Raw genomic sequence first — 26325 nt, forward strand, 5'->3', positions numbered from 1 at the left:
CCCCAGCGGGGAGAAGGTGGCGGCAGCCGGATGAGGGGGGTGCTTTGCGCTGACATGTATCATCTTCATCACGCCACCTCCTCAAACCGCTTCAGCTCCGCCGGCGCTCCCACCGTTTCCAGATAGAACCGCGTCAACAGGTTCTTCGCCGTCAGCTGGCGGTATTCCGCCGTGGCGCGCCAGTCGGTCAGCGGCTGGTAATCGGCGTCGAATGCGGGGCGGACTGCGTCGATCGTCGCTTCCGTCCATGATTTGCCGATCAGCGCCGCCTCCACCGTGCGGGCGCGTTTCGGCGTTGCCGCCATGCCGCCGAAGGCGATGCGGATGTCGGTAACGATTTCGGCCTCGTCGAGCGTCAGGAGGAAGGCGCCGAGCACGGCAGTGATGTCCTCGTCGCGGCGCTTAGTGATCTTGTAGGCGGCAAAGCGGCTCATTGCTGCCGGATAGGGGAGGAAGACGCTCTCGACGAATTCGCCGGGCTTTCGGTCCTGCTTGCCATAGGCGATGAAGAAATCCTCGAGCGGCATTCTGCGCTGGCCTTGCAGGGACCGCAGCGTCAGTGTCGCGCCGAGCGCGATCAGCGGTGGCGGGCTGTCGCCGATCGGCGAGCCGTTGGCGATGTTGCCGCCAATCGTGCCCATGTTGCGCACCTGCTCGCCACCGATGCGATCGATCAGCCGCCCGATCGCCGGGATTTTCGTGGAGATCGCCTCGAAGGCCTTGGTGTAGCTGACGCCGGCGCCGATGGTAACGCCGTCCTCGCCTTCCGTGACCGACTGCAATTCGCTGAGGTGGCTGATGAAGACGACCGGGCTTAGCCTGCGCAGCTGCTTCGTCACCCAGAGGCCGACATCGGTCGCGCCGGCGACGATAATTGCGTCGGGTTCCTGCGAGAGGACTTCGGCCAGTGCCTGCATCGAAGCCGGCACGATCAGCCGGTCTTCGCCATTGGCAATCCTGATCGTGCCGCTCGCCTGCATTGCCCAAAGCCGCGCAACGATTTCAGAGCGCGTCCGTTCCAGCGGGTCGAAGAGCGTGCTCGGCCGCATCAGGCTCACCTGCTCGGCGGCCTTGACGATCGGCTCATAGCCCGTGCAGCGACAGAGATTGCCTTGCAGCGCCTTTTCGATTTCCTGGCGGCTCGGCTTTTCCTTGGCGAGCCAGAGACCATAAAGTGACATGACGAAGCCCGGGGTACAGAAGCCGCATTGCGAGCCATGACAATCGACCAATGCCTGCTGCACCGGATGCAGCGCGCCGTCCCTGCCGGCCAGATGCTCGACCGTTACCACATGGGTGGCGTGCAGCGAGCCCATGAAACGGATGCAGGCATTGACGGATTCATAGGCGAGCTTGCCGTCCGCCAGCCGGCCGACGAGCACGGTGCAGGCGCCGCAATCGCCCTCCGCGCATCCCTCCTTGGTGCCCGTCAGGCGTCGCTTCAACCGCAGAAAATCGAGAAGCGTCTCGGTTGGCCTGACATCAGTGAGCGTGATGTCCTCGCCATTCAGGATGAAGCGGATGCTGTCGTTCATGATATTCCCGGTTGTTTTTCCAAATGGTTAAGCCGCCGTCCAGCCACCGTCAATCGAGATATGCGTTCCGGTCACCTGCCGGGCCGCATCGCTGGCAAGGTAGAGCGATAGCGCGCCGATTTCCTCGGCCTTGACGAATTCATGCGTCGGCTGCGCCTTGAGGATGACCTCGCTCTTTACCTGTTCCTCGGTCATGCCGCGGGCCTTGGCGGTATCCGGTATCTGCTTCTCGACGAGCGGCGTCAGCACGTAGCCGGGGCAGATGGCGTTCACGGTTACGCCGAATTCGGCAAGCTCCAGCGCCGCCGTCTTCGTCAGGCCTAATATACCATGTTTTGCCGCGACATAGGCGGATTTGAAGGGGGAGGCGACGAGCCCGTGGGCGGAGGCGATGTTGATGATGCGGCCGTGTTTTTTCGCCTTCATCAGCGGGATCGCGGCGCGCATGGTATGAAATGAACTCGACAGATTGATCGCGATGATCTGGTCCCATTTCTCGATCGGGAAATCCTCGATCTTCTCGACGTGCTGGATGCCGGCATTGTTGACTACGACATCGACGCCGCCGAAGGTCTTGGCTGCCGTTTCGATCAGGTCGGCGATCTCGGCGGGCTTCGTCATGTCGGCCGGATGATAGAGCGCCCGGCCTTTGGACAATGATTCAAGCCGTTCGACGATCGCCTTGATTTCATCGGCCTTTCCGAAACCGTTGATGACGATGTTGTCGCCCGTTTCGGCGAAGGCAGTGGCGATCGCAAGGCCGATGCCGCTGGTGGAACCGGTGACGACGACTGTTCTGCTCATGCTGTTCTCCCTGAAATCGCGATGCTGCGTTGCAGCGTTGGCTGCGAAGTTATGCCCAAAGCCCGCGGGCTGGCAATTCCGCTTTATTCGCTTTTCTCGCCCGCATCCGTGTCCTATTGATTTGCTTCGACAATTGACATGCTGAGGGAGGTTTTCATGAGCGGATATGTTCTGGCGATCGATCAGGGAACGACGTCGACGCGGGCGATCGTCTTCGATGGCGACATGCATGTCGCCGGCAAGGGCCAGAAAGAATTTACCCAGATCTATCCGCGCTCCGGCTGGGTCGAGCACGATCCCGAGGAAATCTGGGATTCGGTCGTCTCCACCGTCCACATGGCGCTTCGCGACGCCGGGATCGAGGCTAGGGATCTTGCCGCACTCGGCATCACCAACCAGCGTGAGACCGTTGTCGTCTGGGAGCGCGAGACGGGCCGTCCGATCCAGAATGCCATCGTCTGGCAGGACCGGCGCACGGCAAGCTATTGCGACAATCTGAAAAGGCAGGATCTTGAGCGGCTGTTCACGAAGAAGACCGGCCTCATCCTCGATCCTTATTTTTCCGGCACCAAGCTCTCCTGGATGCTGGCTAACGTGAAGGGCGCGCGGGCGCGCGCCGCCAGGGGCGATCTCTGCTTCGGCACGATCGATACGTTCCTGATCTGGCGGCTGACGGGTGGCAAAAGCTTTGTCACCGACGCCACCAACGCCTCGCGCACTCTGATGTACAACATCGCCGAGAATGCTTGGGACGAAGACCTGCTCGATATTCTCCGCGTGCCCGCAGCCATGCTGCCCGAGGTCAAGGATTGCGCCGCCGAATTCGGCACTGTCGATTCAGATATCTTCGGTGCTGCCATCCCCATCCTCGGCGTTGCCGGCGACCAGCAGGCAGCGACCATTGGTCAGGCGTGTTTTGCGCCGGGCATGATGAAATCAACCTACGGCACCGGCTGTTTCGCGCTGCTCAATACCGGCGCCGATTTGGTGCGGTCCAAAAACCGGCTGTTGACCACCATCGCCTACCGACTGAACGGCGAGACGACCTATGCGCTGGAAGGTTCGATCTTCATCGCCGGCGCCGCCGTGCAATGGCTGCGGGACGGGCTCGGGATCATCGGCAGCGCGGCGGAGACCAACGCCCTTGCCGAAAGCGCCGATCCGACCCAGGAGGTCTATCTCGTGCCCGCCTTCACCGGCCTCGGCGCGCCGCACTGGGATGCCAAGGCGCGCGGCGCGATCTTCGGGTTGACGCGTAACAGCGGTCCCGCCGAACTCTCCCGGGCGGCGCTGGAGGCCGTCTGCTACCAGACCCGCGACCTGCTCGATGCCATGCAGAAGGACTGGAAGAACGGCGCCGACGACACGGTGCTGCGTGTCGACGGCGGCATGGTCGCCTCTAATTGGACGATGCAGCGCCTCGCCGACCTGCTCGATGCCCCGGTCGACCGCCCGGTCATTCTCGAGACGACGGCGCTGGGAGCCGCCTGGCTCGCCGGCAGCCGGGCAGGGGTGTGGCCGGACCGGGACGGTTTTTCGGCGACGTGGAAACGCGATCGGCGGTTTGAGCCCGAGATGGACGAGAAGGTGCGGGCGGCAAAGCTCAAGGGTTGGAAGAATGCGGTCAAGCGGACGCTGAGCGAGGGGTAAGGGGACGGATGGAGCCGCGATATAACTCCGCTCGTTTCTGCGAGGTACTCGGCTATTTCTGCAACCACGGCGTTGCCGTGCTCGAGAAGATCACGAATTTCCCATCAATAATTTTTTGATGCGGCCTGTCGGGTAAGCGGTTACTCCTTCGTCATTCAAGAAGAGGAGTGAGCGATGCTTTATGCAATCCTTTGTTACGCCCATGAGGAAACCGTCTTCGCCTGGACCAAGGAGGAAGAAGCTGCCGTCATGGAGAAACTCTACGCCGTGCAGGAGCCGCTTGCTGCATCCGGCAAACTCGGCCCCGTCGGCCGGCTGATGCCGACGACGGCTGCGACCACGGTGCGCAAGGGCAAGGACGAGCCCTTGGTCATTGACGGGCCTTTTGCGGAAACGAAGGAGGCGCTTCTCGGCTTCTACGTCGTCGACTTTGAAACGCTCGACGAGGCGATCGCCTTCTCGAAGCAGCTTTCATCCGTCAATCCAGGTTCCACTTCTTACGAAATTCGGCCTTTCTACGTCTTCAGGCCCGGAGATGCTTCATCATGACAGACATTGCCTGGATCGACCTCGCGCTTGCATCGGCCCGTCCGAAGGCGCTCGGCGCGCTGCTGCGCTATTTCCGCAATCTCGATACCGCGGAAGAGGCGTTTCAGGAAGCGTGTCTGAGGGCGATCCGGACATGGCCGGAGAAAGGGCCACCGCGTGATCCCACAGCCTGGCTCATCTTCGTCGGCCGCAACAGCGGCATCGATGCGGTGCGCAAACGGGCGAAGATCCAGGCTCTGCCTGATGAAGACGTCATCTCCGATACCGAGGATGCCGAAAGCGATATCGCCGAGCGGCTGGACGATTCCAATTATCGCGACGATATTCTGCGGCTGCTGTTCATCTGCTGCCATCCCGATCTGCCGGCAACCCAGCAGATCGCGCTGGCGCTGCGCATCGTCTCCGGCCTTTCGGTGCAGCAGATCGCGCGTGCCTTCCTGGTTTCCGAAAGCGCCATGGAACAGCGCATCACCCGGGCCAAGGCGCGCGTCGCCAAGGCTGGGGTGCCTTTCGAAACGCCGAGTCCGCAGGAAAGAGCCGAACGGCTCTCGATCGTCAGCACGATGATCTACCTGATCTTCAATGAGGGCTACAGCCAGGCCGATCCCAGGCATGAGGCGGCTGCCTTCAGCGACGAAGCGATCCGGCTGGCGCGCTTGATGCTGCATATCTTCCCATCCGAACCGGAGCTGATGGGGCTGCTTGCGCTCATGCTCCTGCAGATCTCGCGCCGGCCGGCGCGCTTCGATGCCGGAGACGAGATCGTGCTGCTCGAAGATCAGGACCGGTCGCTCTGGAACCGGCCGTTCATCAACGAGGCTTTGGCGCTGCTCGACAAGGCGCTGCGCCACCGCAAGCCCGCTCCTTATCAGATTCAGGCAGCCATCGCCGCTGTTCATTCCCGCGCAAAACGCGCCGAGGATACCGACTGGGTGGAGATCGATCTGCTCTATCGCGCGCTGGAGCGTCTCCAGCCATCGCCGGTGATAACGCTCAACCGGGCGGTGGTAGTCTCCAAGCTCCAGGGTGCGCAGGATGCGCTCGACCTCATCGATCCGCTTGGCGAAAAACTCGGCGGCTACTTTTACTATCATGGCCTGCGGGGCGGGCTGCTGAAGCAGCTTGGTCTGACCAGCCAAGCCCGAGAAGCCTTCGACCGCGCCATTGCACTGGCGCATTCGGCGGCTGAGGCCGCCCATATCCGCCGGCAGATCGACAAGATGCAGGAAGAGACCCCGCAGCCGATCGCAAAATAAAATGCGAAAAAGCCGGCGGGCTGTCGGAACGGCGAACTTCGACACGTCCTTGTAACAACCTGACAGGAAACAGGTTTCATTCACATGGAGAGATGTCGACATGACCGCCAGCACGCAGCATGAACTCGTCCTCGTTCGCGAATTCGACGCGCCGCGCGAGAAGATCTACAAAGCATGGACCGATCCCGACCTGCTGAAGCAGTGGTTCGTGCCGCGTCCCTGGGGGGTGGCGGAAGCAACGCTCGACGTCTGCCCCGGCGGTTCCAGTGTCGTCGTCATGCATGACCCCGAGGGCAATCAATACCCGAACCACGGCGTCTATCTCGAGATTGTCGAGAACGAAAAGATCGTCTTCACCGATGCCTATACAAGCGCCTGGGTGCCTTCCGAGAAACCTTTCTTCACGGGCGTCATCCTGCTCGAAGATCTCGGCAACGGCCGGACGAAATATACGGCCAAGGCGCTGCACTGGCGCGCCGAGGACAAGGAGGCGCACGAGAAGATGGGCTTCCACGAAGGATGGGGCAAGGCAGCGGACCAGCTGGCGGAGTTGCTGGCGAAGATGTGAGCGGGGGCGAGGCGGCGCGGCGAGACCGCGTTGTCCTGGCAGTTGAAGCATCGTCTAAGACCGTTCGAAAGATGATTCCGCCGGCGCTTCGAAGTCGTTGAATTCAGATTCGAATTGGTCGCCGATCGATCTTCCAGATTCCCAAAGACATCATGCCGCCCATCGAAATTCTCGAACATTCCGTTCCAGAATTTGTATTTGCGCTCTATCCCCGGCATCCTTATCTCAGCCGAGAATTCAACAGGATGCCGATGATGGAACTGGGGCTTTACACATTCGCCGACGTCAATCCCAACCCCTCCCGCAGCAAGGGCGCGGAAGGGGCGGAGCGGCTGAAGCATCTTATCGAGGAAATCGAGCTTGCCGACCAGGTGGGGCTCGACGTCTTCGGGCTCGGCGAGCATCACCGGCCGGACTATGCAGCGTCTGCTCCGGCGGTCGTGCTGGCGGCGGCTGCCGTCAAGACCAGGAATATCCGGCTGACCAGTGCGGTCACCGTGCTCTCCTCCGATGATCCGGTGCGCGTTTTCCAGCAGTTTTCGACGCTCGATCTGATCTCCAACGGCCGGGCCGAAATCATGGCGGGGCGTGGTTCCTTCATCGAGTCCTTCCCGCTGTTCGGCTACAATCTTGAAGATTACGACCAGCTTTTCGAGGAGAAGCTCGATCTGCTGCTGGCGCTGCGCGACAGCGAGGTTGTGGAGTGGAAGGGTGAACTTCGCGCGCCGATCAACGGGCGCGGCGTCTATCCCAGGCCGCTGCAGGATACGTTGCCGCTCTGGGTCGCGGTCGGCGGTACGCCGCAGTCGGTGGCGCGCGCTGGCGCGCTGGGCCTGCCGGTGGCGCTGGCGATCATCGGCGGCGAGCCGCGCCGTTTTGCGCCGCTCTTCGATCTCTACCGCGAGGCCGCGCGCCGGGCGGGGCAGGATCAGTCGAAGCTGAAGACCAGCATCAATGTCCACGGTTTCATCGCCGATACGACGGCCACCGCCGCCGACCAGTTTTACGGTCCGCAGGCCGAGGTGATGAACCGCATCGGCCGCGAGCGCGGCTGGGGACCGACGAACCGAGCGCATTTCGACATGTCGCGCGGGCCGAACGGTGCGCTCTTCATCGGTGATCCCGAAGTGGTCGCCGAAAAGATCATCGCCCATCATGCGCTCTTCAAGAACGACCGCTTCCTGCTGCAGATGGCGATCGGCCTGATGCCGCATGCCGAGATCATGCGTGGCATCGAGCTTTACGGAACGAAAGTCGCGCCGATCGTCAGAAAGGCGTTGACTGATAGCAGCGAAGAGGCGAAAGCCACGGCCTGACGAGCGCATAACGTCGAACATCGGAATCGATTTTCGAAAAAAGATTGTGCGCCACTTCAACGTGATGAGCGTACTTCGCGCGTCCTGTCGAACGCGCGGCGCTCTGAGGCGGCCGCGGCCGTCCTGCGCAAGGCCGGAACAGACGAATGGTTATCGCAAACGACGACGAACTGGTAAAGCTCAAGGAGATCGGCCGCATCTGCGCCAACGCCATACAGGTGATGGCGACGGCGATGGAACCCGGCATGACGACGCTGGAACTCGACCAGATCGGCCGCAAAGTGCTCGAGGATTCGGGCGCGCGCTCGGCGCCGGAGTTCTGCTACCAGTTTCCCGGCGCCACCTGCATCAGCATCAATGAGGAAATCGCCCACGGTATTCCCGGCCCGCGCGTCATCCGCGCCGGCGATCTCATCAATATCGACGTCTCGGCGGAAAAGGATGGCTTCTTCGCCGATACCGGCGCCTCTTTCACGATGCCGCCGGTCAAGCCGAAGATCGAGCGGCTCTGCCGCGACGGCAAGCGGGCGCTTTGGATCGGGCTCAACCAGGTCAAATCGGGCGAGCCGCTGGCGAAGATCGGCACAGCCGTCGGCGCCTTCGCGCAGAAGAACCGCTATACGCTGGTCGCCAATCTGGCGAGCCACGGCGTCGGCCGCTCCCTACATGAGGAGCCGGCCGAGCTCTCGACGTGGCCGGACCCTTCGGAAAAACGGATGATGACGGAAGGTCTCGTCTTCACCGTCGAGCCGTTTCTCTCACTCGGCGCGACATGGGCCGAAGGCGGCGACGATGCCTGGACGCTCTATGCCGATCCGAAGGCGCCGACCGTGCAATACGAACACACGGTGGTGGCGACGCGCAACGGGCCGGTGGTTCTGACCTTGCCGGATGAGCGAGGGTAGGGCGTTAGGGGTGCCTCGCCCTTCGAGGTTGGCATCTCCAGGACGTCTTGTGACGCGCGCCCACTTCTCCTCCCTCATTCCTGTGCTCGTCACAGGAATCCAGCCAACGCGCGTCTGCGCGGTGAATGACTCCATATGGGAGTTGAAGAGAGTTTCCCGCGCCCAAGGACTTGGGCGCACTGGATTCCTGTGACGAGCACAGGAATGAGGGAGGAGAGGTTAGCGCACACGTCAACTCACCGAGCTTTGGTGGCCAGCCTTCCTTTTTAACCCCGCGTTCCCGGCCTGCCGCCCTGCAGGATTTCGGTGGCGGCGCGTTCGAGGATGGTGGCGATGCGGGCGGCTTCGGGTTTAGACCAGGGATAGCGCATCCGCAGGGCCGATCGCAGCAGCATACGGGCGGCGCGGATATCGCCGCCGTCCTGCATGAAGTCGCCGTCATCGCCCTCGTCGCCGCCACGCTGGTCGGTTTCGAAGACACGCTTCACATGGGCCATCTTCTCGCCGATGCGTTCCAGCTTGGCGAAGGTCTGCAGGATCATGGCGCGATTTTCCTCGACACGGCTGCGGCCGGTCTCGGTGATGCGGTAGAGCTTCTTGGCGCCCTCGGCCTCCACCTCGGCGAGGCCGGTTTCCTCGAGATAGGTCAGCGCGGGATAGATGACGCCCGGGCTCGGCACATAGAAGCCGCCGGAGCGCTCCTCCAATATCTTTATCAATTCGTAGCCGTGGCGCGGCTGCTCAGCGAGCAGCGCCAGGATGACCAGCTGCAGGTCGCCCGCCGCGAATTTGCGGCCCATGCGGAAATCGCCGCCGAACATGCCGCCTTTAAAACCTCTCATGGTTCTTCCTTTCATCGTTAGACGTATCGTTAGCTATGTCGTAAAACATATATCGTACGATAGTAGCTTTCAAGCGCGACAGAGAATTTTTGATGTTTCGGGAAATTGATCGATCGATCAGAATTACTTGATTGTGATGCCGGTGCTGCGGCGTGATAAACGCGGCATGCTCGTCAGCACCCGAAACTCCCCGCCGAACCTTGTCTCCACCGCCGCTGCCGGTGCCGTTGCCATGGCCGCCGCCATGGGCTTCGGGCGCTTCTCCTACACGCCGATCCTGCCGGGGATGATCAGCGGCGTGCCACTTTCGACAGCGGATGCAGGCTTCATCGCGTCGGCCAATTTCGTCGGTTATCTCGTCGGCGCCGTGCTTGCAGCCTATGGCTGGGCGGCGGGGCGGGAGCGGCTGGTGGCGCTGTTGTCGCTGCTAGCAACCGCCATCCTGCTTGCCGCCATGGCCGCCACCGATTCCGTCGCCGTCTTTGCCATCATTCGTTTCCTGGCTGGTGTCGCCAGCGCCTTTGCGATGGTCTTCACATCGTCGATCGTGCTCAGCCACGGGGCTGCTGCCGGCAACGATCATGTGCAGGCGGCACATTTCGGCGGGCCAGGGGTGGGCATCGCCCTGTCCTCGGTCATGGTGTTTCTGATCGGCCTCGGCTTTCACGACGGGCCGGGCGGCTGGCGCGCCGACTGGATCGGCGGGGCGCTTTATTGCGCGGCAAGCCTCGTCGTCGTTTTCCTGCTGCTGCCGTCGGCGCCGGCGCAATCGGCGCAGTCGGGCAAGGAGCCGGCGCTCATCTGGAACCGGCCGATGGTGTTGCTGACTTTGTCCTACGGCCTGTTCGGCTTCGGCTATGTCATCACCGCGACCTTCCTCGTCACCATCGCGCGCCTTTCTGCAACCGGGCCCTTCGTCGAATTCCTCTGCTGGTTCATCGCCGGCCTGACGGCTGCGGTGGCGCTGTTTGCCTGGAAGCCGCTGGTCAAGCCGCTCGGGCTGGGCGGCGTCTATGTCGCAGCCCTTCTGGTCGAGGCCGCCGGCGTGCTTGCGACCGTGGCGCTGCCGCCTTCCGTTGCACCGCTGATCGGCGGCGCGCTGTTCGGGGCGACCTTCCTGGCAATCACCGCCTACGGGCTGCAGATCGGCCGCAAGCTTTCGCCTGAGAGCCCGCGGCGGATCCTGGCGATGATGACGGCCGCCTTTGGTGTCGGCCAGATCGTCGGGCCTGTCGTTGCCGGCTGGATCGCCGAGCGCACAGGCAGCTTCACCCTGCCCACGATGATCGCCGCCGTGGCACTTGTCGCCTGCGCAGCGCTGGTAATGCCGGTGATCAAGAAAATCGCCTAACCGGTTACATCTCCGTAACAATCGGCTGAACCCATTGCTGCTTCCTTCGAACTGCCTTAGTTTCCGGCACAATCAGTGTCACGACACTTTCGAGACTCACAGTTCAGGAAAGCAAAGCTCCCCGTGTTTCATTCCTTCTTTCCGCAGCCAAAGGCGTTCTTTACTTCGCTCGTCGTTTGGACCCTGATTTCCATTGCCGGCTGGTATCTCTTCGCCGCCAGCCTTGGTGCATCGCTCGGCTATGCGTCGGTTCCAGAAGAGCAGCAGCCGATCGACCTTTCGTTCTTCCTGCTGCCCGAAAATGTCTGGTTCTACGGCTATTTCCTTCTATCGGCAGTAATCTTCTGCGGTGCATGGCATCTGAAGGCGCTGAACCACCCTTGGAAGATTTGGTCGATCTGGGGTTCGGCACTGATCATCTTCGTGACCTATTTCGGCGTCCAGATCAGCGTTGTGATCAACAACTGGCGCCGGCCGTTTGGTGACCTTCTGCAGAACGCATTGTCGAAACAGCCAGGCATCTCCGTCGACAATTTCTACAGCCTGATGTGGGTCTTCTGCCAGATCGCATTCCTCAGCATGTTTGTATCGATCATGACCGACTTCTTCACCAGCCATTACATCTTCCGCTGGCGAACGGCGATGAACAATTTCTACATGTCGAAGTGGGAAAAGCTTCGTCACATCGAAGGTGCCTCCCAGCGCGTTCAGGAGGATACGATGCGCTTTTCGAGCACGCTCGAAGGTCTTGGTATCAGCCTCATCAACTCGGTGATGACGCTCGTGGTATTCCTTCCGATCCTTCTGGCGCTGTCGCATTACGTGACCGAACTGCCGTTCATCGGGCCGGTGGCGAATTCGCTGTTCTGGCTGGCGCTGTTCTGGTCGGCGTTCGGGACGCTTCTGCTGGCGGTCGCCGGCGTCAAGCTGCCGGGGCTGAATTTTCGCAACCAGCGCGTCGAAGCGGCGTATCGCAAGGAGCTGGTCTATGGCGAGGACCATGCGGAACGGGCTGAGCCGCTGACAGTCAGGGAGCTCTTCGGCAATGTTCGCCGCAACTATTACCGCATGTATTTCCACTACATGTATTTCAATGTCGCCCGTTATTTCTATATCCAGGCCGACGCGCTCTTCGTGGTTTTCATGCTGGTGCCGACGATCGTGGCGGGCACCATCACTTACGGTATCTTCCAGCAGATCTCGACCGCCTTCGGACAGGTCAGCAATTCGTTCCAGTATCTCGTCAACTCCTGGACGACGATCATTGAACTGCTCTCGATCCACAAACGCCTCAAGGCCTTCGAGGCGGCAATCGACGACGAGCCGTTGCCGGAGATTGACCAGCGCTACCTGGAGCGTGACGCGGGCGTCGTTCATGCCGACGGTTGATGGCTGAGGGGTAGGGGATATTCTGCGAGCAATCGGAAAGTTCGCGCTTGGGCCCCCCCCTCATCCGCCCTATCGGGCACCTTTTCCCCGCCGGGTAGAAGGGGGAATCGCAGCGTTGCAACGAATCTCTTCTCCCCCAGCGGGGAGAAGGTGCCGGCAGGCGGATGAGGGGCCGCACGGCACGTCGGTTCGTCCAGATAATTGACTCTTCAGAGACCTGACGTCTGCAGCTTCCCGCGCGCCTCGATCATCGGGATCGCTTCCGAATAGCTGACGCAGGCCACATCCTTTCGGTGGCAGACGTCGCTGACCAGCCTGTCGAGCGCACGCCAGTAGGCGCCGCCGTTCATTTCGACAAAGTGGAAGCCGAGCTGTAGTGGGATGCGGGCGCCGGCATATTGCTTGTCGAAAGCCTCCTTGAAGGCGGCATAGGCGCGGTCCTCGAATTCCGCGGAATCGGCCGTATCCTCCTCACCCTTGGAATGGCGGACGAAGAGATTGTAATCCATGCCGATGATCGGCTTGTCGTTCGGGCCTTCCGGGATCAGCGGCAGGCCGAAGCGGATGATGCCGTCTTCCTCGACAGGCATGGCCGGGCCCTTGGTGACGAGGCTCGCATCATAGCTGAAGCCCGCCTTCTTTTCGGCGGCGATCATGTCGGCGCCCGCAGTTGCCGAGAGATAGGGGGCGCGAAAGCCCTTGATGCCGTGATCGACCAGATCCTGCCAGCCGGCCGGCTCCTGCAGGCCGACGCTCTTCCAGGCATTCTCAAGCGTCGCGTGGAAGGTGGCGTATTCGGCCGACCAGTCGGCCTCGCTCCAGAGGCGGCCGTCGAAATGGCCACAGGCATGGCTCGATATGTCATGTCCTTCGAGATGGGCGTGCCAGATATTGCCGAGGCGCTCGCGGATCTCGTCGTCGCTCTGGGCGAAGCCGACATTGGATTTTCCGCGTTTCTGGTGCGGCGCCTGGTAGGCCTTCTTCGCCGCCTCGTTCATCAGGAAAGTGCAGGAAAGGAAATAGGTGAAATGGGCGCCGTTTTTCGCCGCCATCTCGCGGCTCTTCAGCCACAGCGCGTTGTCGTGGGCCCCATCGAAGGAAATGATGACGAGCTGTTTCGGCCGGTCGACCGCCTGGGCAATTGCCGGAACGAGGAGCGAAACAGAAAGGCAGGCGGAGAGGAGGGAACGAGACATGGGCACCGCGACAATTTGTTCGCGGTTTCCCTCCGACAGAATTGCGGCGAAGCTGCGGTCGCGCTGGCATTTTCTCGCGCCAGCCGGTAAGCCATGACAAACGGCACGGAAGGGATCCGCAATGACATTGCTTATCGTCGGCATCATACTTTTCCTCGGGGTGCATCTGGTGCGGGTGCTGGTGCCGGACTTTCGCCGTTCGATGATCGCAAGCCTCGGCGAGAAGGGCTGGCGGGCGGCCTATTCCATTGCCAGCATCGCCACGCTGATCCTGTTGATCTACGGCTTCGGGCAGGCGCGGCAGGTGACCGGAATGCTCTACAATCCACCGGTCTGGATGGCGCATATAGCAATCACGCTGATGCTGATCGCGATGATCTGTCTCGTCGCCTCGCTGCTGCCGGCGGGGCATATCGCGACCAAGACCAAACATCCGATGGTGCTGTCGGTGAAGATCTGGGCGCTGGCGCACCTGCTCGCCAATGGCGAGACGTCGTCGGTTCTGCTGTTTACCGCCTTTCTCGCCTGGGGCGTCATCCTGCGCATTTCCTTGAAACGGCGGCAGCGGTCAGGCGAAATCACGCTCCGACCGTTCGTCTCGGCCAAATACGACCTCTATGCGATCGTCATCGGCATCGTCGTCTGGGCGCTGATCATCTGGAAGCTGCACGAATGGTTGATCGGGGTTTCGCCGCTCGTCATCTGACCTACGCATAACCCCAAAAATCGATTCCGATTTTTGGAAAGGATTATGCGCGGATTCAAAGTCTTAGAGCGTCCTTAGCGCGTCCTGTCGGACGTGCGGCGCTCTAATCTTTCACATCCCCCTTACAACGGCGGCAAAATGGAGTAGAAGGCCCGACAATATGCGTTTTGCATGGTGTATGGGTATTTCCGCGGCCGGAGACGAGAATGGCATTCAACGACGACAGCTTCATCCGTGAAGTCAATGAGGAATTGCGGTCTGACCAGATGAAGGGCGTCTGGCGCCGGTTCGGCCGCTATATCGTCGTCGTCGCCATCCTGATCGTCGTCGGCACCGCCGGCAGGGTTCTCTACGACTATTGGGACGACAACCGCTCCTCCGGCACCGGCGACCAGTTCCTGGCGGCGATGAAGCTAGCCGACGAGAACAAGAACGACGAGGCGCTGGCCGCGCTCGACAAGCTTGAGAAGGAAGGCCATGGCGCCTACCCCGTGCTGGCGCGCATGCGGGCCGCGACCGTCCAGGTGCAGAAGGGCGATGCCGCCGCGGCGATCGCCGCCTTCAACGAGATCGGCAAGGACAATGCCGTTCCGGCTGCCGTGCGCGATGCCGCCAAGATGCGTGCCGGCTGGTTGCTCATCGAGAACGGCACTTACGAACAGGTTTCGGCGGCGATCGAGGAAATGGCCGTTCCGGGCAACGCCTTCCGTCATTCGGCGCGCGAGGCACTCGGCCTTGCCGCTTACAAAGCCGGCAACATGGCGCAGGCGCGGCAGTGGTTCCAGTCGATCGTCGACGATACCGACAGCCCACGCAATGTTGCCAATCGCGCCCACATGATGCTTGATCTGATTACCGCATCCGGCAAGGCGCCCGCCGCTCAGGGCTGATCGCGTTAAGGACAAGATATGAGTTTCACGGTCGCGATCGTCGGTCGTCCGAATGTCGGCAAGTCGACACTTTTCAACCGGCTGGTAGGCAAGAAGCTGGCGCTTGTCGATGACACGCCGGGTGTGACCCGCGACCGCCGGCCGGGCGATGCGCGGCTGATGGGCCTGACCTTCACGATCATCGACACGGCTGGTCTGGAAGAGGCCGACGCGGAAAGCCTGCAGGGCCGGATGCGGGCGCAAACCGAAGCGGCGATCGACGAGGCGGATCTTTCGCTTTTCGTCGTCGACGCCAAGAGCGGATTGACGCCCGTCGATACCGACCTTGCCGAAATGCTGCGCCGGCGCGGCAAGCCGGTGGTGCTTGTCGCCAACAAATCCGAAGCGCGCGGCTCCGACAGCGGCTTCTATGACGCTTATACGCTAGGGCTCGGCGAGCCGACGCCGATTTCGGCAGAACACGGGCAGGGCATGCTCGACCTGCGCGATGCGATCGTCGCGGCGATCGGCGAGGACCGTGCCTATCCCGAGAAAGAGGATGTGGCGGTTACCGACGTCGACATTCCGCAATCATCAGACGAGGGCGACGAGGACGAAGAGCCGACCTATGACGATACGAAGCCGTTGCGCGTGGCGATCGTCGGGCGGCCGAATGCCGGCAAGTCGACGCTGATCAACCGCTTCCTCGGCGAGGACCGGCTGCTGACGGGACCGGAAGCGGGTATCACCCGCGATTCCATCTCGGTCGAATGGGACTGGCGCGGCCGCACCATCAAGATGTTCGATACGGCAGGCATGCGCCGCAAGGCGCGGGTGATCGAGAAGCTGGAGAAGCTTTCGGTCGCCGATGCGCTGCGCGCCATCCGCTTCGCCGAAACCGTCGTCATCGTCTTCGATGCGACCATCCCCTTCGAGAAGCAGGACCTGCAGATCGTCGACCTGGTGTTGCGCGAGGGGCGTGCCGCCGTGCTCGCGTTCAACAAGTGGGACATGATCGAAGATCGGCAGGCGGTGCTTGCGGATCTGCGCGAAAAGACCGACCGGTTGCTGCCGCAGGCGCGCGGTATCCGCGCCGTGCCGATCTCCGGCCAGACCGGCTGGGGGCTCGACAAGCTGATGCAGTCGATCATCGATACCGACAAGGTCTGGAACAAACGCATCTCGACGGCGCGGCTCAACCGCTGGCTGGAGACGCAGCAGATCCAGCATCCGCCACCGGCCGTTTCCGGCCGCCGCATCAAGCTGAAATATATGACGCAGGTGAAGGCCCGCCCGCCGGCCTTCATGATCTCGTGCACCCGGTCCGATGCGCTGCCGGAATCCTATACGCGCTATCTGATCAACGGGTTGCGCGCCGATTTCGACATGCCGAGCGTGCCGATCCGCATCCATTTCCGCTCGCCTGACAATCCGTTCGAAGGCAAGAAGAGACGAACGTAGGGTTCGGGGGCCATTCGTAGTGGGAACACCCCCTCTTCCCGGCAGGGCAGAGGGGGTACCATAAGCACTGTGATACCCAGTCCGGTTAGCAGCTAAACCACGCTTCGATTCAGCGCCTCACGCAGCGCCACGATCTCGGCCTGGAGGCGGGTGAGGTCGACTGCATCGCGACCGCTGGCAGCGGCGATGCAACCCGGGATGCCGATCGCCCTTTCCTTGAGGCGAATGCCTTCGTCGCTCAAGCGGATGACGACGACGCGTTCGTCCTCCCGGCTGCGTTCGCGTCTGACATAACCTGCGGTTTCGAGGCGTTTGAGCAGCGGGGTCAGCGTGCTCGATTCGAGGAAGAGCTTTTCACCCAAGCCGCCGACTGTCTGGCCGTCCTGTTCCCAGAGCGAAACCATCGCCAGATATTGCGGATAGGTGAGACCGAGCGTCTCAAGCAGCGGCTTGTAAACGCGGTTCAGTGCGTGGCTTGCCGTATAGACGGCGAAGCAGATGAAATTGTCGAGCTTCAGCTGATCCTGCATGGGGTTATCTCCAGAACTGATGGAAGTTATATCGCGCGATAAATAATCGTAAGCGATTTTTATGCATGGCTGCTATGCGCAAGTTTAAATTGTCCAATAAACAATTGTGCGCGATATAAAAACGGTGTTCAGGACGAACATCGAACCCGAGAGGACAAGACAATGTCGACCATCAAGACCGCAGTTTCCGCAGCAGCACTGCTCGCAGCCTCCGCCGTCGGCGCGCTTGCCGATCCGGTACTCGAACCGACAACGCAGAAATTCATCGACGGGCTTGCCGGCGGCAAGCCGATCTACACGCTGTCGCCGGCCGATGCCCGCAATGTTCTGGCGGGCGCGCAGAAGGGCGACGTGAAGAAGCTTGCCGCCCAGGAAGAGGACAGGGTCATCAGGGCCGGTCCGACAGGCAACATCAAGCTGCGCATCGTCCGCCCGGAACATGCCAAGGGCACGATGCCGGTCATTCTCTATTTCCATGGCGGCGGCTGGGTGCTGGGCGATGCCGATACACATGATCGGCTGGTGCGCGAGATCGCCAACGGCGCCGATGCCGCCGTCGTCTTCGTTGACTACGAGCGCTCTCCGGAAGCCCGCTATCCCGTTGCCATCGAGCAGGCCTATGCTGCGACCAAATATGTCGCCGAACATGCCAAGGAGTTCAAGGTCGATGCCTCCCGGCTCGCGGTCGCAGGCGATAGCGTCGGCGGCAACATGGCGGCGGTGGTGACGCTGCTTGCCAAGGAGCGTGGCGGTCCTGCCATCGACCAGCAGGTGCTGTTCTACCCCGTCACCGACGCCAATTTCAACAATGGGTCCTACAACCAGTTCGCCGATGGGCCGTGGCTGACCAAGGAAGCGATGAAGTGGTTCTGGAACGCCTATCTGCCCGACGAGACCAAGCGCAAGGAGCCGACGGCCTCACCGCTGCAGGCGTCGCTGGAGCAGTTGAACGGCCTGCCGCCGGCGCTGGTCATCGTTGACGAAAACGACGTGTTGCGCGACGAAGGCGAGGCCTATGCCCGCAAGCTCAGCCAGGCCGGCGTCAAGGTCACGTCGATGTGTTATAACGGCACGATCCACGACTTTGTGCTGCTGAACGCGATTGCCGAAACGCCTGCGGCGCGCAGTGCGATTGCGGTCGCGAACGACACGCTTCGCAGCGCGCTTCACAAGTAAAACCAATCAGTCTGCAGACGGGAGAGGCCCGGCGGTTTCGCCGGGCTTTCTGCTTCTTGGAAGTGATTTGGCAAACTGCCAGGCCTTCTTCCATTTCGGCGTGATGACGCCGTTGGCAGCGCGGATATTGTTGATGAACTGCAGCGTCGCCGCTTCCCAGGAATATTGCATGGCAAGCTCACGCGCCTTGCCGCGCGAGGCGGAAAGAGCGGCAAGGCAGGCGGCTTGCAGGTTCTGGTCGAGCGCCCCGACTTCGCTATCCTCGCCGATGATGTCGAGCGGGCCGGTGACCGGATAGGCTGCGACCGGCACGCCCGATGCCAGTGCTTCGAGGATGGTGTTGCCGAAGGTGTCGGTGAGCGAGGGAAAGACGAAGACATCGGCCTGGGCGTAGGTTTTCGCCAGATCCTCGCCGAACTGCACGCCCGCGAAGAAGACGTCGGGATATTGCTTTTCAAGCTCAGCGCGGGCAGGACCGTCGCCGACGACGACCTTGGAGCCCGGCAGATCGAGATCGAGGAAAGCCGGCAGGTTCTTTTCCAGCGCCACGCGGCCGACGGTCATGAAGATCGGGCGCGCCAAGCCGAACGGGGTTTCCTCGAGCGCCATCGGACGGAACTGCGTGGCGTCAATGCCGCGGCTCCAGGGCATGAGGTTGCGGATGCCCTTTTCCGACAGTTCGCGGGCAAGGCTCGGCGTCGCCACCATGCAGCCGGCGCCGCCATTGTGGAACCAGCGAACGAAGGAGTAGAGCCAGCTCTTCGGTATCGGCAGGCGCGCGGAAACGTATTCCGGGAAGCGGGTGTGGTAGCTCGTCGAAAACGGCATGCGGTTTCTCAGGCACCAGCGGCGGGCGGTCAGCCCCAGCGGACCTTCGGTGGCAATATGCACGTAGGACGGATTGTGCTTTTCGATCTCGCGGGCGATGCGGCGGTAATTGGCGATCGACAGGCGGATCTCTGGATAGGTCGGGCAGGGGATGCTGTTGAAGCGCTCCGGCGTCACCATCGAAACCTCGACGCCCATCTTCGCCAGTTCGCGGTTGGTGTTCTCGATCGAGCGCACGACGCCGTTGACCTGTGGGTGCCAGGCATCGGTGACAATCACCAGCCTCTCAGGCAGGGTCCCGGCGGCTGCGGCATTGGCCCAGCTCTCGCCGCTATAAGTGTTTGCCGGACGTTGCAGCATGTCACGATTTCCATCCGCGTCGCAGTGATATGCCAACGCTCAACCCCAAAGCGGGGTTCCGGAACGGCGATTCCCGCTTCTCTATTTTGAGGCATGACCATGATGGAAATATTACAGCCCCTATTGCAGGGATTGCAGGGCTTTCGCCGGCCTGATCGCCCCGATTATGTCAGTGGCTGGCGGCGTTTTTTCATTCGAAAGAAGAAAGTCACGGCGCCGGTCGTGGACCGGCGCCGCCTGGGAGGTCAAGCTGCAGCGGAAGCCGAGCTTGCGGTCGGAACTTCCGAGATCGTCTTCAGAACCTGCGAAGCGATCTGGTAGGGGCAGCCCTGCGAGTTCGGGCGGCGATCTTCCAGATAGCCCTTGTAGTCGTTCTTGACGAAGGAGTGCGGCACGCGGATCGAGGCACCACGGTCGGCAACGCCGTAGGAGAACTTGTTCCACGGAGCCGTCTCGTGCTTGCCGGTCAGGCGCTTGTCGTTGTCAGGACCGTAGACGTCGATGTGGTCCATCAGGTTCTTGTCGAACTGCGCCATCAGCGCTTCGAAATAGGCCTTGCCGCCGACTTCGCGCATGTACTTGGTCGAGAAGTTGCAATGCATGCCCGAGCCGTTCCAGTCGGTGTCGCCGAGCGGCTTGCAGTGATACTCGATGTCGATACCGTACTTTTCGGTCAGGCGCTGCAGGAGGTAGCGTGCCATCCAGATCTGGTCGGCAGCCTTCTTGGAGCCCTTGCCGAAAATCTGGAATTCCCACTGGCCCTTGGCCACTTCGGCATTGATGCCTTCGTGATTGATCCCGGCAGCGAGGCAGAGGTCGAGATGCTCTTCGACGATTTCGCGGGCAACGTCGCCAACGTTCGAATAGCCGACGCCGGTGTAATAAGGGCCTTGCGGAGCGGGGTAGCCCTGCTCAGGGAAGCCGAGCGGACGGCCGTTCTGGTAGAAGAAATATTCCTGCTCGAAGCCGAACCAGGCGTCTTCGTCGTCGAGGATGGTGGCGCGGGCATTCGATGCGTGCGGCGTGACGCCATCCGGCATCATGACTTCGCACATGACGAGAGCGCCGTTGGTGCGGGCCGGGTCGGGATAGATGGCGACCGGCTTCAGCACGCAATCGGAGCTGCGGCCTTCAGCCTGCTGCGTCGAGGAGCCGTCAAAGCCCCAGAGCGGAAGCTGTTCCAGCGTCGGGAATACGTCGAATTCCTTGATCTGCGTCTTGCCACGCAGGTTCGGTACCGGAGTGTACCCATCGAGCCAAATATACTCGAGCTTATATTTTGTCATCGTGACTCTCTCAATGCTACGAAGGTGAGCAAATCCGGAGGTGATCTCGGCGCGCAAGCGCATCCGACCGCCAGGGATGACGCTTTAAAAGCACGTAGCGTGCCAGTTTTGGCGCTATGCGAAAGAAAGATCGCGAATCAGCGTGCCGGCCGATTTTTTCCCTTTTGGAAAATCGGGCTGTTTTTAACGCTCGCAGGCGGTATCGCCCATCAAAACGCAGTTTTTTCATCTGGAACCGGATGAAAATTGTGGCGTTAGGCTGAAATGATGAAGTGTTAAACAAATTATCGGAAGCTTTTAGCTGAGACAGCATGCCGACCGATTACAATTGCAACATTGCCGTTATTTTATGCAATTTGCATAAACTATGTGCATTGTGCTATGTAGATGGTCCTGAAATGTTGATGCGCCGAGCTGAATGGAGGCGATCTCATGCCCACCGGTTTCCATCGTGAATCCGCAACGATCTACCAGTTTCCCGTTAAGGCGATACGAAACGCCAACCGGTTCGAACGCGCCAGGCTGATGGAGCGCGAGGCCGCAGACGTCTGCGATGCTGCGCTCGACAGCTGTTGGTACCATGACGAGGCAGTTCGCGACGCCGATCGGCCGACGAAGTCCTGATTTCCCCTAGATCAGGATGATTTTAGGCCTGATCGGCCTGAAATCTGAATCCTGATCTAGATCAAAGAAATAGAGCATGATGTCGTCCGAAAACCGCGCACACTTTTCGGCATCATGCTCTAGCAGCGGGGCAAACGATGCCGACAAGGCGGGGAGCGCTCGCACATGGCGTTCATACTGCGTCAGCATGTGCGGCCTAAAAGCATGTCTCGCTAAGCGAATCTGAAAGATCGCGCCGCTTTAGCCGCCATCCAATCCAAGCTTTTCCCTTACGACCAATGCACCATGTTCGCTGACGACGCGGGCAGCGACCTTTGCTGCGAAGCGGGCGGCGGCAGGTGCATCGCCTGCTTCGAGATATCGTGCGAGAAAAGCGCCGTTGAAGCTGTCGCCGGCGCTGGTCGTGTCGACCACCTTCTCCACCTTTTCGGCCGGAACGAAGGTCTGCTCGCCGGCAAAATTCAGCGTAACACCCTCCGCGCCGTTCTTGACGACGATATGGACGGCACCCAATGCGCGGTAGCGATGGATCGTCGCCTCGATGGAATCATCGCCGAAATGGGCCGCCTCGTCGTCGAAGCTCGGCATGACGAGCACGGAGGAGCGGGCACCTTCGCTGATCGTCGTGTGCATTACGTCGTAGCTCGACCAGAGCCGCGGGCGGATGTTCGGATCGAAGACGACGAGCTTGCCTGCGGCCTTGGCGCGACGGACTTCGGCAAGCAAAGTCTCGGCATCCTCATGCGGCAGTATGGCAAGCGTGATGCCGGAGAAATAGACGACTTCAGCGCTCTCCACCGCCTCGCGCAGGCGGTCCGGATCGGCGGCCAGGCTGCGGGCAGCCGAGCTGTCGCGCCAGTAGCTGAAGGAGCGTTCGCCGTCCTTCAGGTTGATCATGTAAAGGCCCGGCGTCCTGCCCCTGATGCGGCGAATGAGGCTGGTGCCGATGCCCGCCTTGTCGATAAAGGCCGCCATCTCGTCCGACATGGCGTCGTCGCCGAGCGCGGTGAAGTAGTCGACCGACCAGTCGGCGGCAAGGCAGGCGCGGGCATACCAGGCGGTGTTGAAGGTATCGCCGGCAAAGCCCTTGCGCAGCAGACCATCGCCTGCCTGCGAGAGTTCCACCATGCATTCACCGATCGATAGAAACCGTCTGCTCACCTTGTCCTCCCGGCATTGGTCTTCATCCGCTGATACGCGGAGAGTATGAAGGTGGCAAGCGCCTATATTCGGGAATGGAAACCCGCCTTCGCGGGCTAGGCAAAGGCCGCTTGCGCGGCCTTCGTATCACTCATGGCCTGTCCATGTGATAACAGGCGGCCTTCTGGCCGGGGCGGACCTCCTCGGTCGGCGGCATTTCGGTGCGACAGATGTCGGTCGCCTTCCAGCAGCGCGGTGAGAAGACGCAGCCCTTCGGCGGATTGAGCGGCGAGGGCGGGTCACCCTGCAGGCGGATGCGGGTGCGCAGGCGCGCCAGCTTCGGATCCGGGATCGGCGCGGCGGAGAAAAGCGCCTGCGTATAGGGATGAGCGGGGTGATCGAAGACGGTAGCACAACTGCCTGCTTCCACCACCCTGCCGAGATAGAGCACCAGCACATCGTCTGAGATCAGGCGCACGACGGAGAGGTCGTGGCTGATAAAGATCAGCGTCAGGCCGAATTCCTTGCGCAGCTTGCGCAGAAGCGTGATGACCTGACCCTGGATCGAGACGTCGAGGGCCGAAACCGGCTCGTCGCAGATGATGAGCTTCGGTTTGGTGATGACTGCGCGCGCGATGCCGATGCGTTGCGCCTGGCCGCCGGAGAATTCGTGCGGATAGCGGTTGATCATTTCCGGCACCAGGCCGACGGCGGTCATGATCTCGCGGACACGTTCGGTGCGCTCGGCTCTCGTAAGCTTCGGCTCGAAGACGGTGAGCGGCTCGGCGATGATGTCTCCAACAGTCATGCGCGGGTCGAGCGAGGCGATCGGATCCTGAAAGATGATCTGCATGTCGCGGCGGGCGGCGCGCATTTCCTCGTCCGAAAGGTCGAGAAGGTTGCGTCCCTGCCAGAGGATGCGGCCCTTCTGCGATTTCAACAGCCGCAGGATGGAGCGGCCGAGCGTGGATTTGCCGCAGCCGGATTCGCCGACAATGCCGAGCGTGCGGCCTTCGCTGAGGTCGAAGCTGACATTGTTGACGGCGGTGAGAAAAATCGGCGGCTTGAAGAGGCCTTTCGCCGGCAGTTCGAATTGGGTCGTCAGGTTCTCGACCCTCAGAAGCGATCGTTCAGCCATGATTCAACAGCTCCTCGCGACGCGGGAAGGGGTGGTAGCATGCGGCACAATGGTGCGGCGCCAGGGTTTCGAGCGGTGGCGGGCGGTCGATGCAATCGTCCTGGACCTGCGAACAGCGCGGCGAGAAATTGCAGCCCTTCGGCAGGTGCTGCAGGTTCGGCGGACGCCCGGGGATGACGACGAGGTCGTCGACATCCTGGTCCGGCCGCGGGATCGAGGCATGCAGTGCCGCGGTATAGGGATGGGCCGGGTTGTCGAAGAGCTCGTCGACAGGCGCCTCCTCGACGATGCGGCCGGCATACATGACGGCGACGCGGTCGGCGAGGCCGGCAACGACGCCGAGGTCGTGGGTGATCATGATCAGGGCCGTGTTCATCTCCGCCGTCAGGTCGTTGAAGAGATCGAGGATCTGCGCCTGGATGGTGACGTCGAGTGCGGTCGTGGGCTCGTCGGCGATCAGAAGCTTCGGCCTCGTGAGCAGCGCCATGGCGATGACGATGCGCTGGCGCATGCCGCCGGAGAGCTCATGCGGGTAGAGGTGAAAGCGCCGTGTCGGGTCGGGGATGCCGACACGTTTCAGCATGTCGAGCGCTGCGGCGGATGCGGCGCGCGCCGTTAGCCCGCCGTGAACCTCGAGCTGTTCCGTCAACTGCCGGGAGATCTTCAGCGATGGATTGAGGGCGGTCATCGGATCCTGGAAGACCATGGCCATGTCCTTGCCGCGGATCTGGTCGAGCTCGCGCGGTTTCAGCGCCAGCACGTCCTTGCCTTCGAGCAGCGCCTGTCCCGTGGTTTTGCCGTTCTTGGCAAGCAGGCCCATGATGCCGAGGAAGGTCTGGCTCTTGCCCGAACCGGACTCGCCGACGATGGCGATGCGTTCGCCGCGTTTGACCGTCAGGTTCATGTTGGAGACTGCCTTGACCTCTCCATCCGGCGTTTTGAAGGTGATCGAATAGTCTTTGAGTTCGAGAAGGGTGTCTTTTTGTGTTTCTTGGGACATTCTTATCGATCCTTCGGGTCGAACGCGTCGCGCAGGCCGTCGCCGATGAAGAGCAGGCTGAGCAGCAGGGCCACGAGGAAGCTCGCCGGGAAGACCAGCAGCCACGGCATGCTTTCCATGGCATCGGTTCCCTCGGCGATCAGCGTGCCGAGCGAGGTCAGCGGTTCCTGCACGCCGAAGCCGAGATAGGAAAGGAAGCTTTCGGTGGCGATGATTTCAGGCACCGTCAACGCTGCGAAGATGACCACGGGTCCGACGAGGTTCGGGATGATGTGCTTGATGATGATCTTGAACGGCCGCTGCCCGGATGCGCGGGCAGCTTCGATGAATTCGCGATGCTTGATCGACAGCGTCTGGCCGCGCACGATGCGGGCCATGGTCAGCCATTCCAGCGCGCCGATCGCGGCAAACAGCAGATAGACGTTGCGGCCGAAGATCACCATCAGCAGGATGACGAAGAGGATATAGGGAAGCGCGTACATAATGTCGACGAAGCGCATCATGATCGCATCCAGCCTGCCGCCGATATAGCCTGAGACCGCACCGTAGAGCACGCCGATGAAGACGGAGACGACGGTCGCCGTCAACGCCACGGCAAGCGAGACGCGGGTGCCGTAAAGGACGCGAGCGAGAAGGTCGCGGCCGTTCGGGTCGGTGCCGAAATAGTGGCCGGTCTCGATCGAGGGCGGTATGCGGAAGGCCGCCCAATCCGGATCCTCGTAGTTGAAGGGAATGAACCAGGGGCCGAGGAAGGCGGCGAGGATCAGAACCGTCAGGACAACGATCGACAGGACGGCCGCCTTGTTGCGCCCGAGTCGGCGCAAGGCATCCTTGGTGAGCGAGCGGCTTTCGGGCGCAAGGCCCTCCGCCTCCAGAAGCTCCTGGGCAAGCAGCTCGCGTTTTGCGGGGTTGAGGATCATCGGTTTCTCACTTTCGGATCGAGCCACGCATAGGCGATATCGACGAGAAGATTCAGGAACACGATGAGCACCATGTAGAAAATGACCGTGCCGAGAACCATGCCGTAATCGCGGTTCAGCGCTGCGTTGACGAAATAGCGGCCGATGCCGGGCAATCCGAAGATGCTTTCGACAACCAGCGAGCCGGTGAGAAGGTAACTTGCAGCCGGTCCGAGATAAGAGACCACAGGCATCAGCGCGGGCTTCAGCGCATGGCGCATGACCGTCAGGCGGGGGCCGATGCCTTTGGCCTTAGCGGTGCGGATGAAGTTCTGGTTCATTACCTCGATCATCGAGCCGCGGGTGATGCGCGAGATACGGCCGGCATGCGGCAGGGCTAGAACGACGATCGGCAGGATGAGGTATTTGATCGAGCCGTCACCCCAGCCGCCGACCGGAAACCACGCAAGATGGATGCCGAAGACGAGCTGCAGGATGGGCGCAATCAGGAAGTTCGGCAGTACGACGCCGATCAGGATGAGCGCGCCCAGAATATAATCCGGCGCCTTGTTCTGGTAGAGCGCCCCAAGACAGCCGACCGCCACGCCGACAATGATGGCAATCAGGAAGGCAGCCGTACCGATGGTGAAGGTGTAGGGCAGACCGATCATGATCTGCTGGGCGACGGTGAAGTCTTCGCTGGCGAAGGACGGGCCGAGATCGCCTCGGAGCAGGTCACCGACATAGATCAGGTACTGCTGGATGAGCGGCTTGTCGAGATTGTAGTGGATAGCAAGGTTTTTCAAGATCACCGGCGGCAATGGCCTTTCGCCATCGAAAGGGCCGCCGGGGGCAAGGCGCAAAACAAAAAAGCAGGCTGTGACGGCGATCCACAGAACGGGGATCGTCGATAGCAGGCGACGGAGGGCGTATTTGATCATGATCGT

At 61.4% G+C, this 26325-nt stretch carries 25 protein-coding genes; 13 read left to right on the plus strand and 12 right to left on the minus strand.

Annotated elements, in window-relative coordinates; all coding sequences use genetic code 11:
* Positions 1-68: 68 nt before the first annotated feature.
* Together xdhA and HX899_RS10650 are read right to left on the minus strand one after the other, a co-directional pair.
* Entirely contained in the window at positions 69-1535 is a 1467-nt protein-coding gene (gene xdhA, locus HX899_RS10645) for a xanthine dehydrogenase small subunit (RefSeq protein ID WP_181292402.1), read from the minus strand.
* Positions 1536-1562: 27 nt separating this feature from the next.
* A complete protein-coding gene (locus tag HX899_RS10650; RefSeq protein ID WP_181292403.1) occupies positions 1563-2339 on the minus strand; it encodes a 3-hydroxybutyrate dehydrogenase in 777 nt (258 codons plus the stop codon).
* A gap of 156 nt (positions 2340-2495) precedes the next feature.
* On the opposite strand from HX899_RS10650, the gene glpK reads away from it, so the two are divergent.
* The 6 genes from glpK (at position 2496) to map (ending at position 8583) form a co-directional block, all read left to right on the plus strand.
* Positions 2496-3989 (plus strand): glycerol kinase GlpK, encoded by a 1494-nt coding sequence (gene glpK / locus HX899_RS10655; protein WP_181292404.1) that lies wholly within the window; start codon positions 2496-2498, stop codon positions 3987-3989.
* Between the two features lie 174 nt (positions 3990-4163).
* Positions 4164-4538, plus strand: a complete 375-nt coding sequence (locus HX899_RS10660) for a YciI family protein (RefSeq protein ID WP_003561490.1) — start codon at positions 4164-4166, stop codon at positions 4536-4538.
* Entirely contained in the window at positions 4535-5794 is a 1260-nt protein-coding gene (locus HX899_RS10665) for an RNA polymerase sigma factor (RefSeq protein ID WP_181292405.1), read from the plus strand. The genes HX899_RS10660 and HX899_RS10665 overlap by 4 nt, the downstream gene beginning before the upstream one ends.
* Before the next feature lie 100 nt (positions 5795-5894).
* Positions 5895-6362, plus strand: a complete 468-nt coding sequence (locus HX899_RS10670) for an SRPBCC family protein (protein WP_138330325.1) — start codon at positions 5895-5897, stop codon at positions 6360-6362.
* Between the two features lie 254 nt (positions 6363-6616).
* Positions 6617-7678: an LLM class flavin-dependent oxidoreductase gene (locus HX899_RS10675; RefSeq protein ID WP_181292579.1), complete on the plus strand. Its 1062-nt coding sequence runs from the start codon at positions 6617-6619 to the stop codon at positions 7676-7678.
* Between the two features lie 146 nt (positions 7679-7824).
* Positions 7825-8583, plus strand: coding sequence for a type I methionyl aminopeptidase (gene map, locus HX899_RS10680; protein WP_181292406.1), 759 nt, complete (start codon positions 7825-7827; stop codon positions 8581-8583).
* Between the two features lie 266 nt (positions 8584-8849).
* Here the strand turns inward: map and HX899_RS10685 are convergent, their stop codons facing one another.
* Positions 8850-9425, minus strand: a complete 576-nt coding sequence (locus HX899_RS10685) for a PadR family transcriptional regulator (protein WP_138386877.1) — start codon at positions 9423-9425, stop codon at positions 8850-8852.
* 166 nt (positions 9426-9591) lie between these two features.
* Here HX899_RS10685 and HX899_RS10690 point away from each other — a divergent pair, with 166 nt between their 5' ends.
* A complete protein-coding gene (locus HX899_RS10690) occupies positions 9592-10776 on the plus strand; it encodes a YbfB/YjiJ family MFS transporter (RefSeq protein WP_181292407.1) in 1185 nt (394 codons plus the stop codon).
* Positions 10777-10899: 123 nt separating this feature from the next.
* Positions 10900-12165 carry a peptide antibiotic transporter SbmA gene (sbmA, locus tag HX899_RS10695; RefSeq protein ID WP_181292408.1) on the plus strand — a complete coding sequence of 422 codons (1266 nt, stop codon included), beginning with the start codon at positions 10900-10902 and terminating at the stop codon, positions 12163-12165.
* 209 nt (positions 12166-12374) lie between these two features.
* Here sbmA and HX899_RS10700 read toward each other — a convergent pair whose 3' ends face one another.
* Entirely contained in the window at positions 12375-13361 is a 987-nt protein-coding gene (locus tag HX899_RS10700; RefSeq protein ID WP_181292409.1) for a polysaccharide deacetylase, read from the minus strand.
* 121 nt (positions 13362-13482) lie between these two features.
* Here HX899_RS10700 and HX899_RS10705 point away from each other — a divergent pair, with 121 nt between their 5' ends.
* The 3 genes from HX899_RS10705 (at position 13483) to der (ending at position 16397) form a co-directional block, all read left to right on the plus strand.
* The gene (locus HX899_RS10705) at positions 13483-14067 is read left to right on the plus strand and encodes an NnrU family protein (RefSeq protein ID WP_138386881.1); all 585 of its coding nucleotides are present in this window, start codon (positions 13483-13485) and stop codon (positions 14065-14067) included.
* Positions 14068-14273: 206 nt separating this feature from the next.
* Positions 14274-14957: a tetratricopeptide repeat protein gene (locus tag HX899_RS10710; protein ID WP_181292410.1), complete on the plus strand. Its 684-nt coding sequence runs from the start codon at positions 14274-14276 to the stop codon at positions 14955-14957.
* A gap of 18 nt (positions 14958-14975) precedes the next feature.
* The gene (der, locus tag HX899_RS10715) at positions 14976-16397 is read left to right on the plus strand and encodes a ribosome biogenesis GTPase Der (protein ID WP_168270630.1); all 1422 of its coding nucleotides are present in this window, start codon (positions 14976-14978) and stop codon (positions 16395-16397) included.
* A gap of 92 nt (positions 16398-16489) precedes the next feature.
* On the opposite strand, the gene HX899_RS10720 is transcribed toward der, so the two are convergent.
* Positions 16490-16927: a MarR family winged helix-turn-helix transcriptional regulator gene (locus HX899_RS10720; protein ID WP_138330335.1), complete on the minus strand. Its 438-nt coding sequence runs from the start codon at positions 16925-16927 to the stop codon at positions 16490-16492.
* Positions 16928-17089: 162 nt separating this feature from the next.
* Here HX899_RS10720 and HX899_RS10725 point away from each other — a divergent pair, with 162 nt between their 5' ends.
* Positions 17090-18103: an alpha/beta hydrolase gene (locus tag HX899_RS10725; RefSeq protein WP_181292411.1), complete on the plus strand. Its 1014-nt coding sequence runs from the start codon at positions 17090-17092 to the stop codon at positions 18101-18103.
* Positions 18104-18109: 6 nt separating this feature from the next.
* Here the strand turns inward: HX899_RS10725 and HX899_RS10730 are convergent, their stop codons facing one another.
* The gene (locus HX899_RS10730) at positions 18110-19291 is read right to left on the minus strand and encodes a glycosyltransferase family 1 protein (RefSeq protein WP_181292412.1); all 1182 of its coding nucleotides are present in this window, start codon (positions 19289-19291) and stop codon (positions 18110-18112) included.
* Positions 19292-19536: 245 nt separating this feature from the next.
* A complete protein-coding gene (locus tag HX899_RS10735) occupies positions 19537-20577 on the minus strand; it encodes a glutamine synthetase beta-grasp domain-containing protein (RefSeq protein WP_003541898.1) in 1041 nt (346 codons plus the stop codon).
* 432 nt (positions 20578-21009) lie between these two features.
* On the opposite strand from HX899_RS10735, the gene gstI reads away from it, so the two are divergent.
* The gene (gene gstI, locus HX899_RS10740; RefSeq protein WP_027664062.1) at positions 21010-21201 is read left to right on the plus strand and encodes a glutamine synthetase translation inhibitor GstI; all 192 of its coding nucleotides are present in this window, start codon (positions 21010-21012) and stop codon (positions 21199-21201) included.
* 240 nt (positions 21202-21441) lie between these two features.
* Here gstI and HX899_RS10745 read toward each other — a convergent pair whose 3' ends face one another.
* The 5 genes from HX899_RS10745 to HX899_RS10765 all read right to left on the minus strand — a co-directional run bounded on the left by HX899_RS10745 (position 21442) and on the right by HX899_RS10765 (position 26319).
* Complete coding sequence (locus tag HX899_RS10745; RefSeq protein WP_138330338.1) at positions 21442-22362, minus strand: sugar kinase; 921 nt, start codon at positions 22360-22362, stop codon at positions 21442-21444.
* Between the two features lie 130 nt (positions 22363-22492).
* Positions 22493-23479, minus strand: a complete 987-nt coding sequence (locus HX899_RS10750; RefSeq protein WP_138330339.1) for an ABC transporter ATP-binding protein — start codon at positions 23477-23479, stop codon at positions 22493-22495.
* On the minus strand, positions 23472-24479 hold the full coding sequence (locus HX899_RS10755; protein WP_138330340.1) for an ABC transporter ATP-binding protein: 1008 nt from the start codon (positions 24477-24479) through the stop codon (positions 23472-23474). Before HX899_RS10755 ends, HX899_RS10750 begins: the two co-directional genes overlap by 8 nt.
* A gap of 2 nt (positions 24480-24481) precedes the next feature.
* Positions 24482-25399: an ABC transporter permease gene (locus tag HX899_RS10760; RefSeq protein WP_018495229.1), complete on the minus strand. Its 918-nt coding sequence runs from the start codon at positions 25397-25399 to the stop codon at positions 24482-24484.
* Positions 25396-26319, minus strand: coding sequence for an ABC transporter permease subunit (locus HX899_RS10765; RefSeq protein ID WP_003541883.1), 924 nt, complete (start codon positions 26317-26319; stop codon positions 25396-25398). The genes HX899_RS10760 and HX899_RS10765 overlap by 4 nt, the downstream gene beginning before the upstream one ends.
* Positions 26320-26325 lie beyond the last annotated feature (6 nt).

It is taken from the genome of Rhizobium sp. WYCCWR 11146 (genome assembly GCF_013591995.1).
Lineage (GTDB): Bacteria > Pseudomonadota > Alphaproteobacteria > Rhizobiales > Rhizobiaceae > Rhizobium > Rhizobium indicum.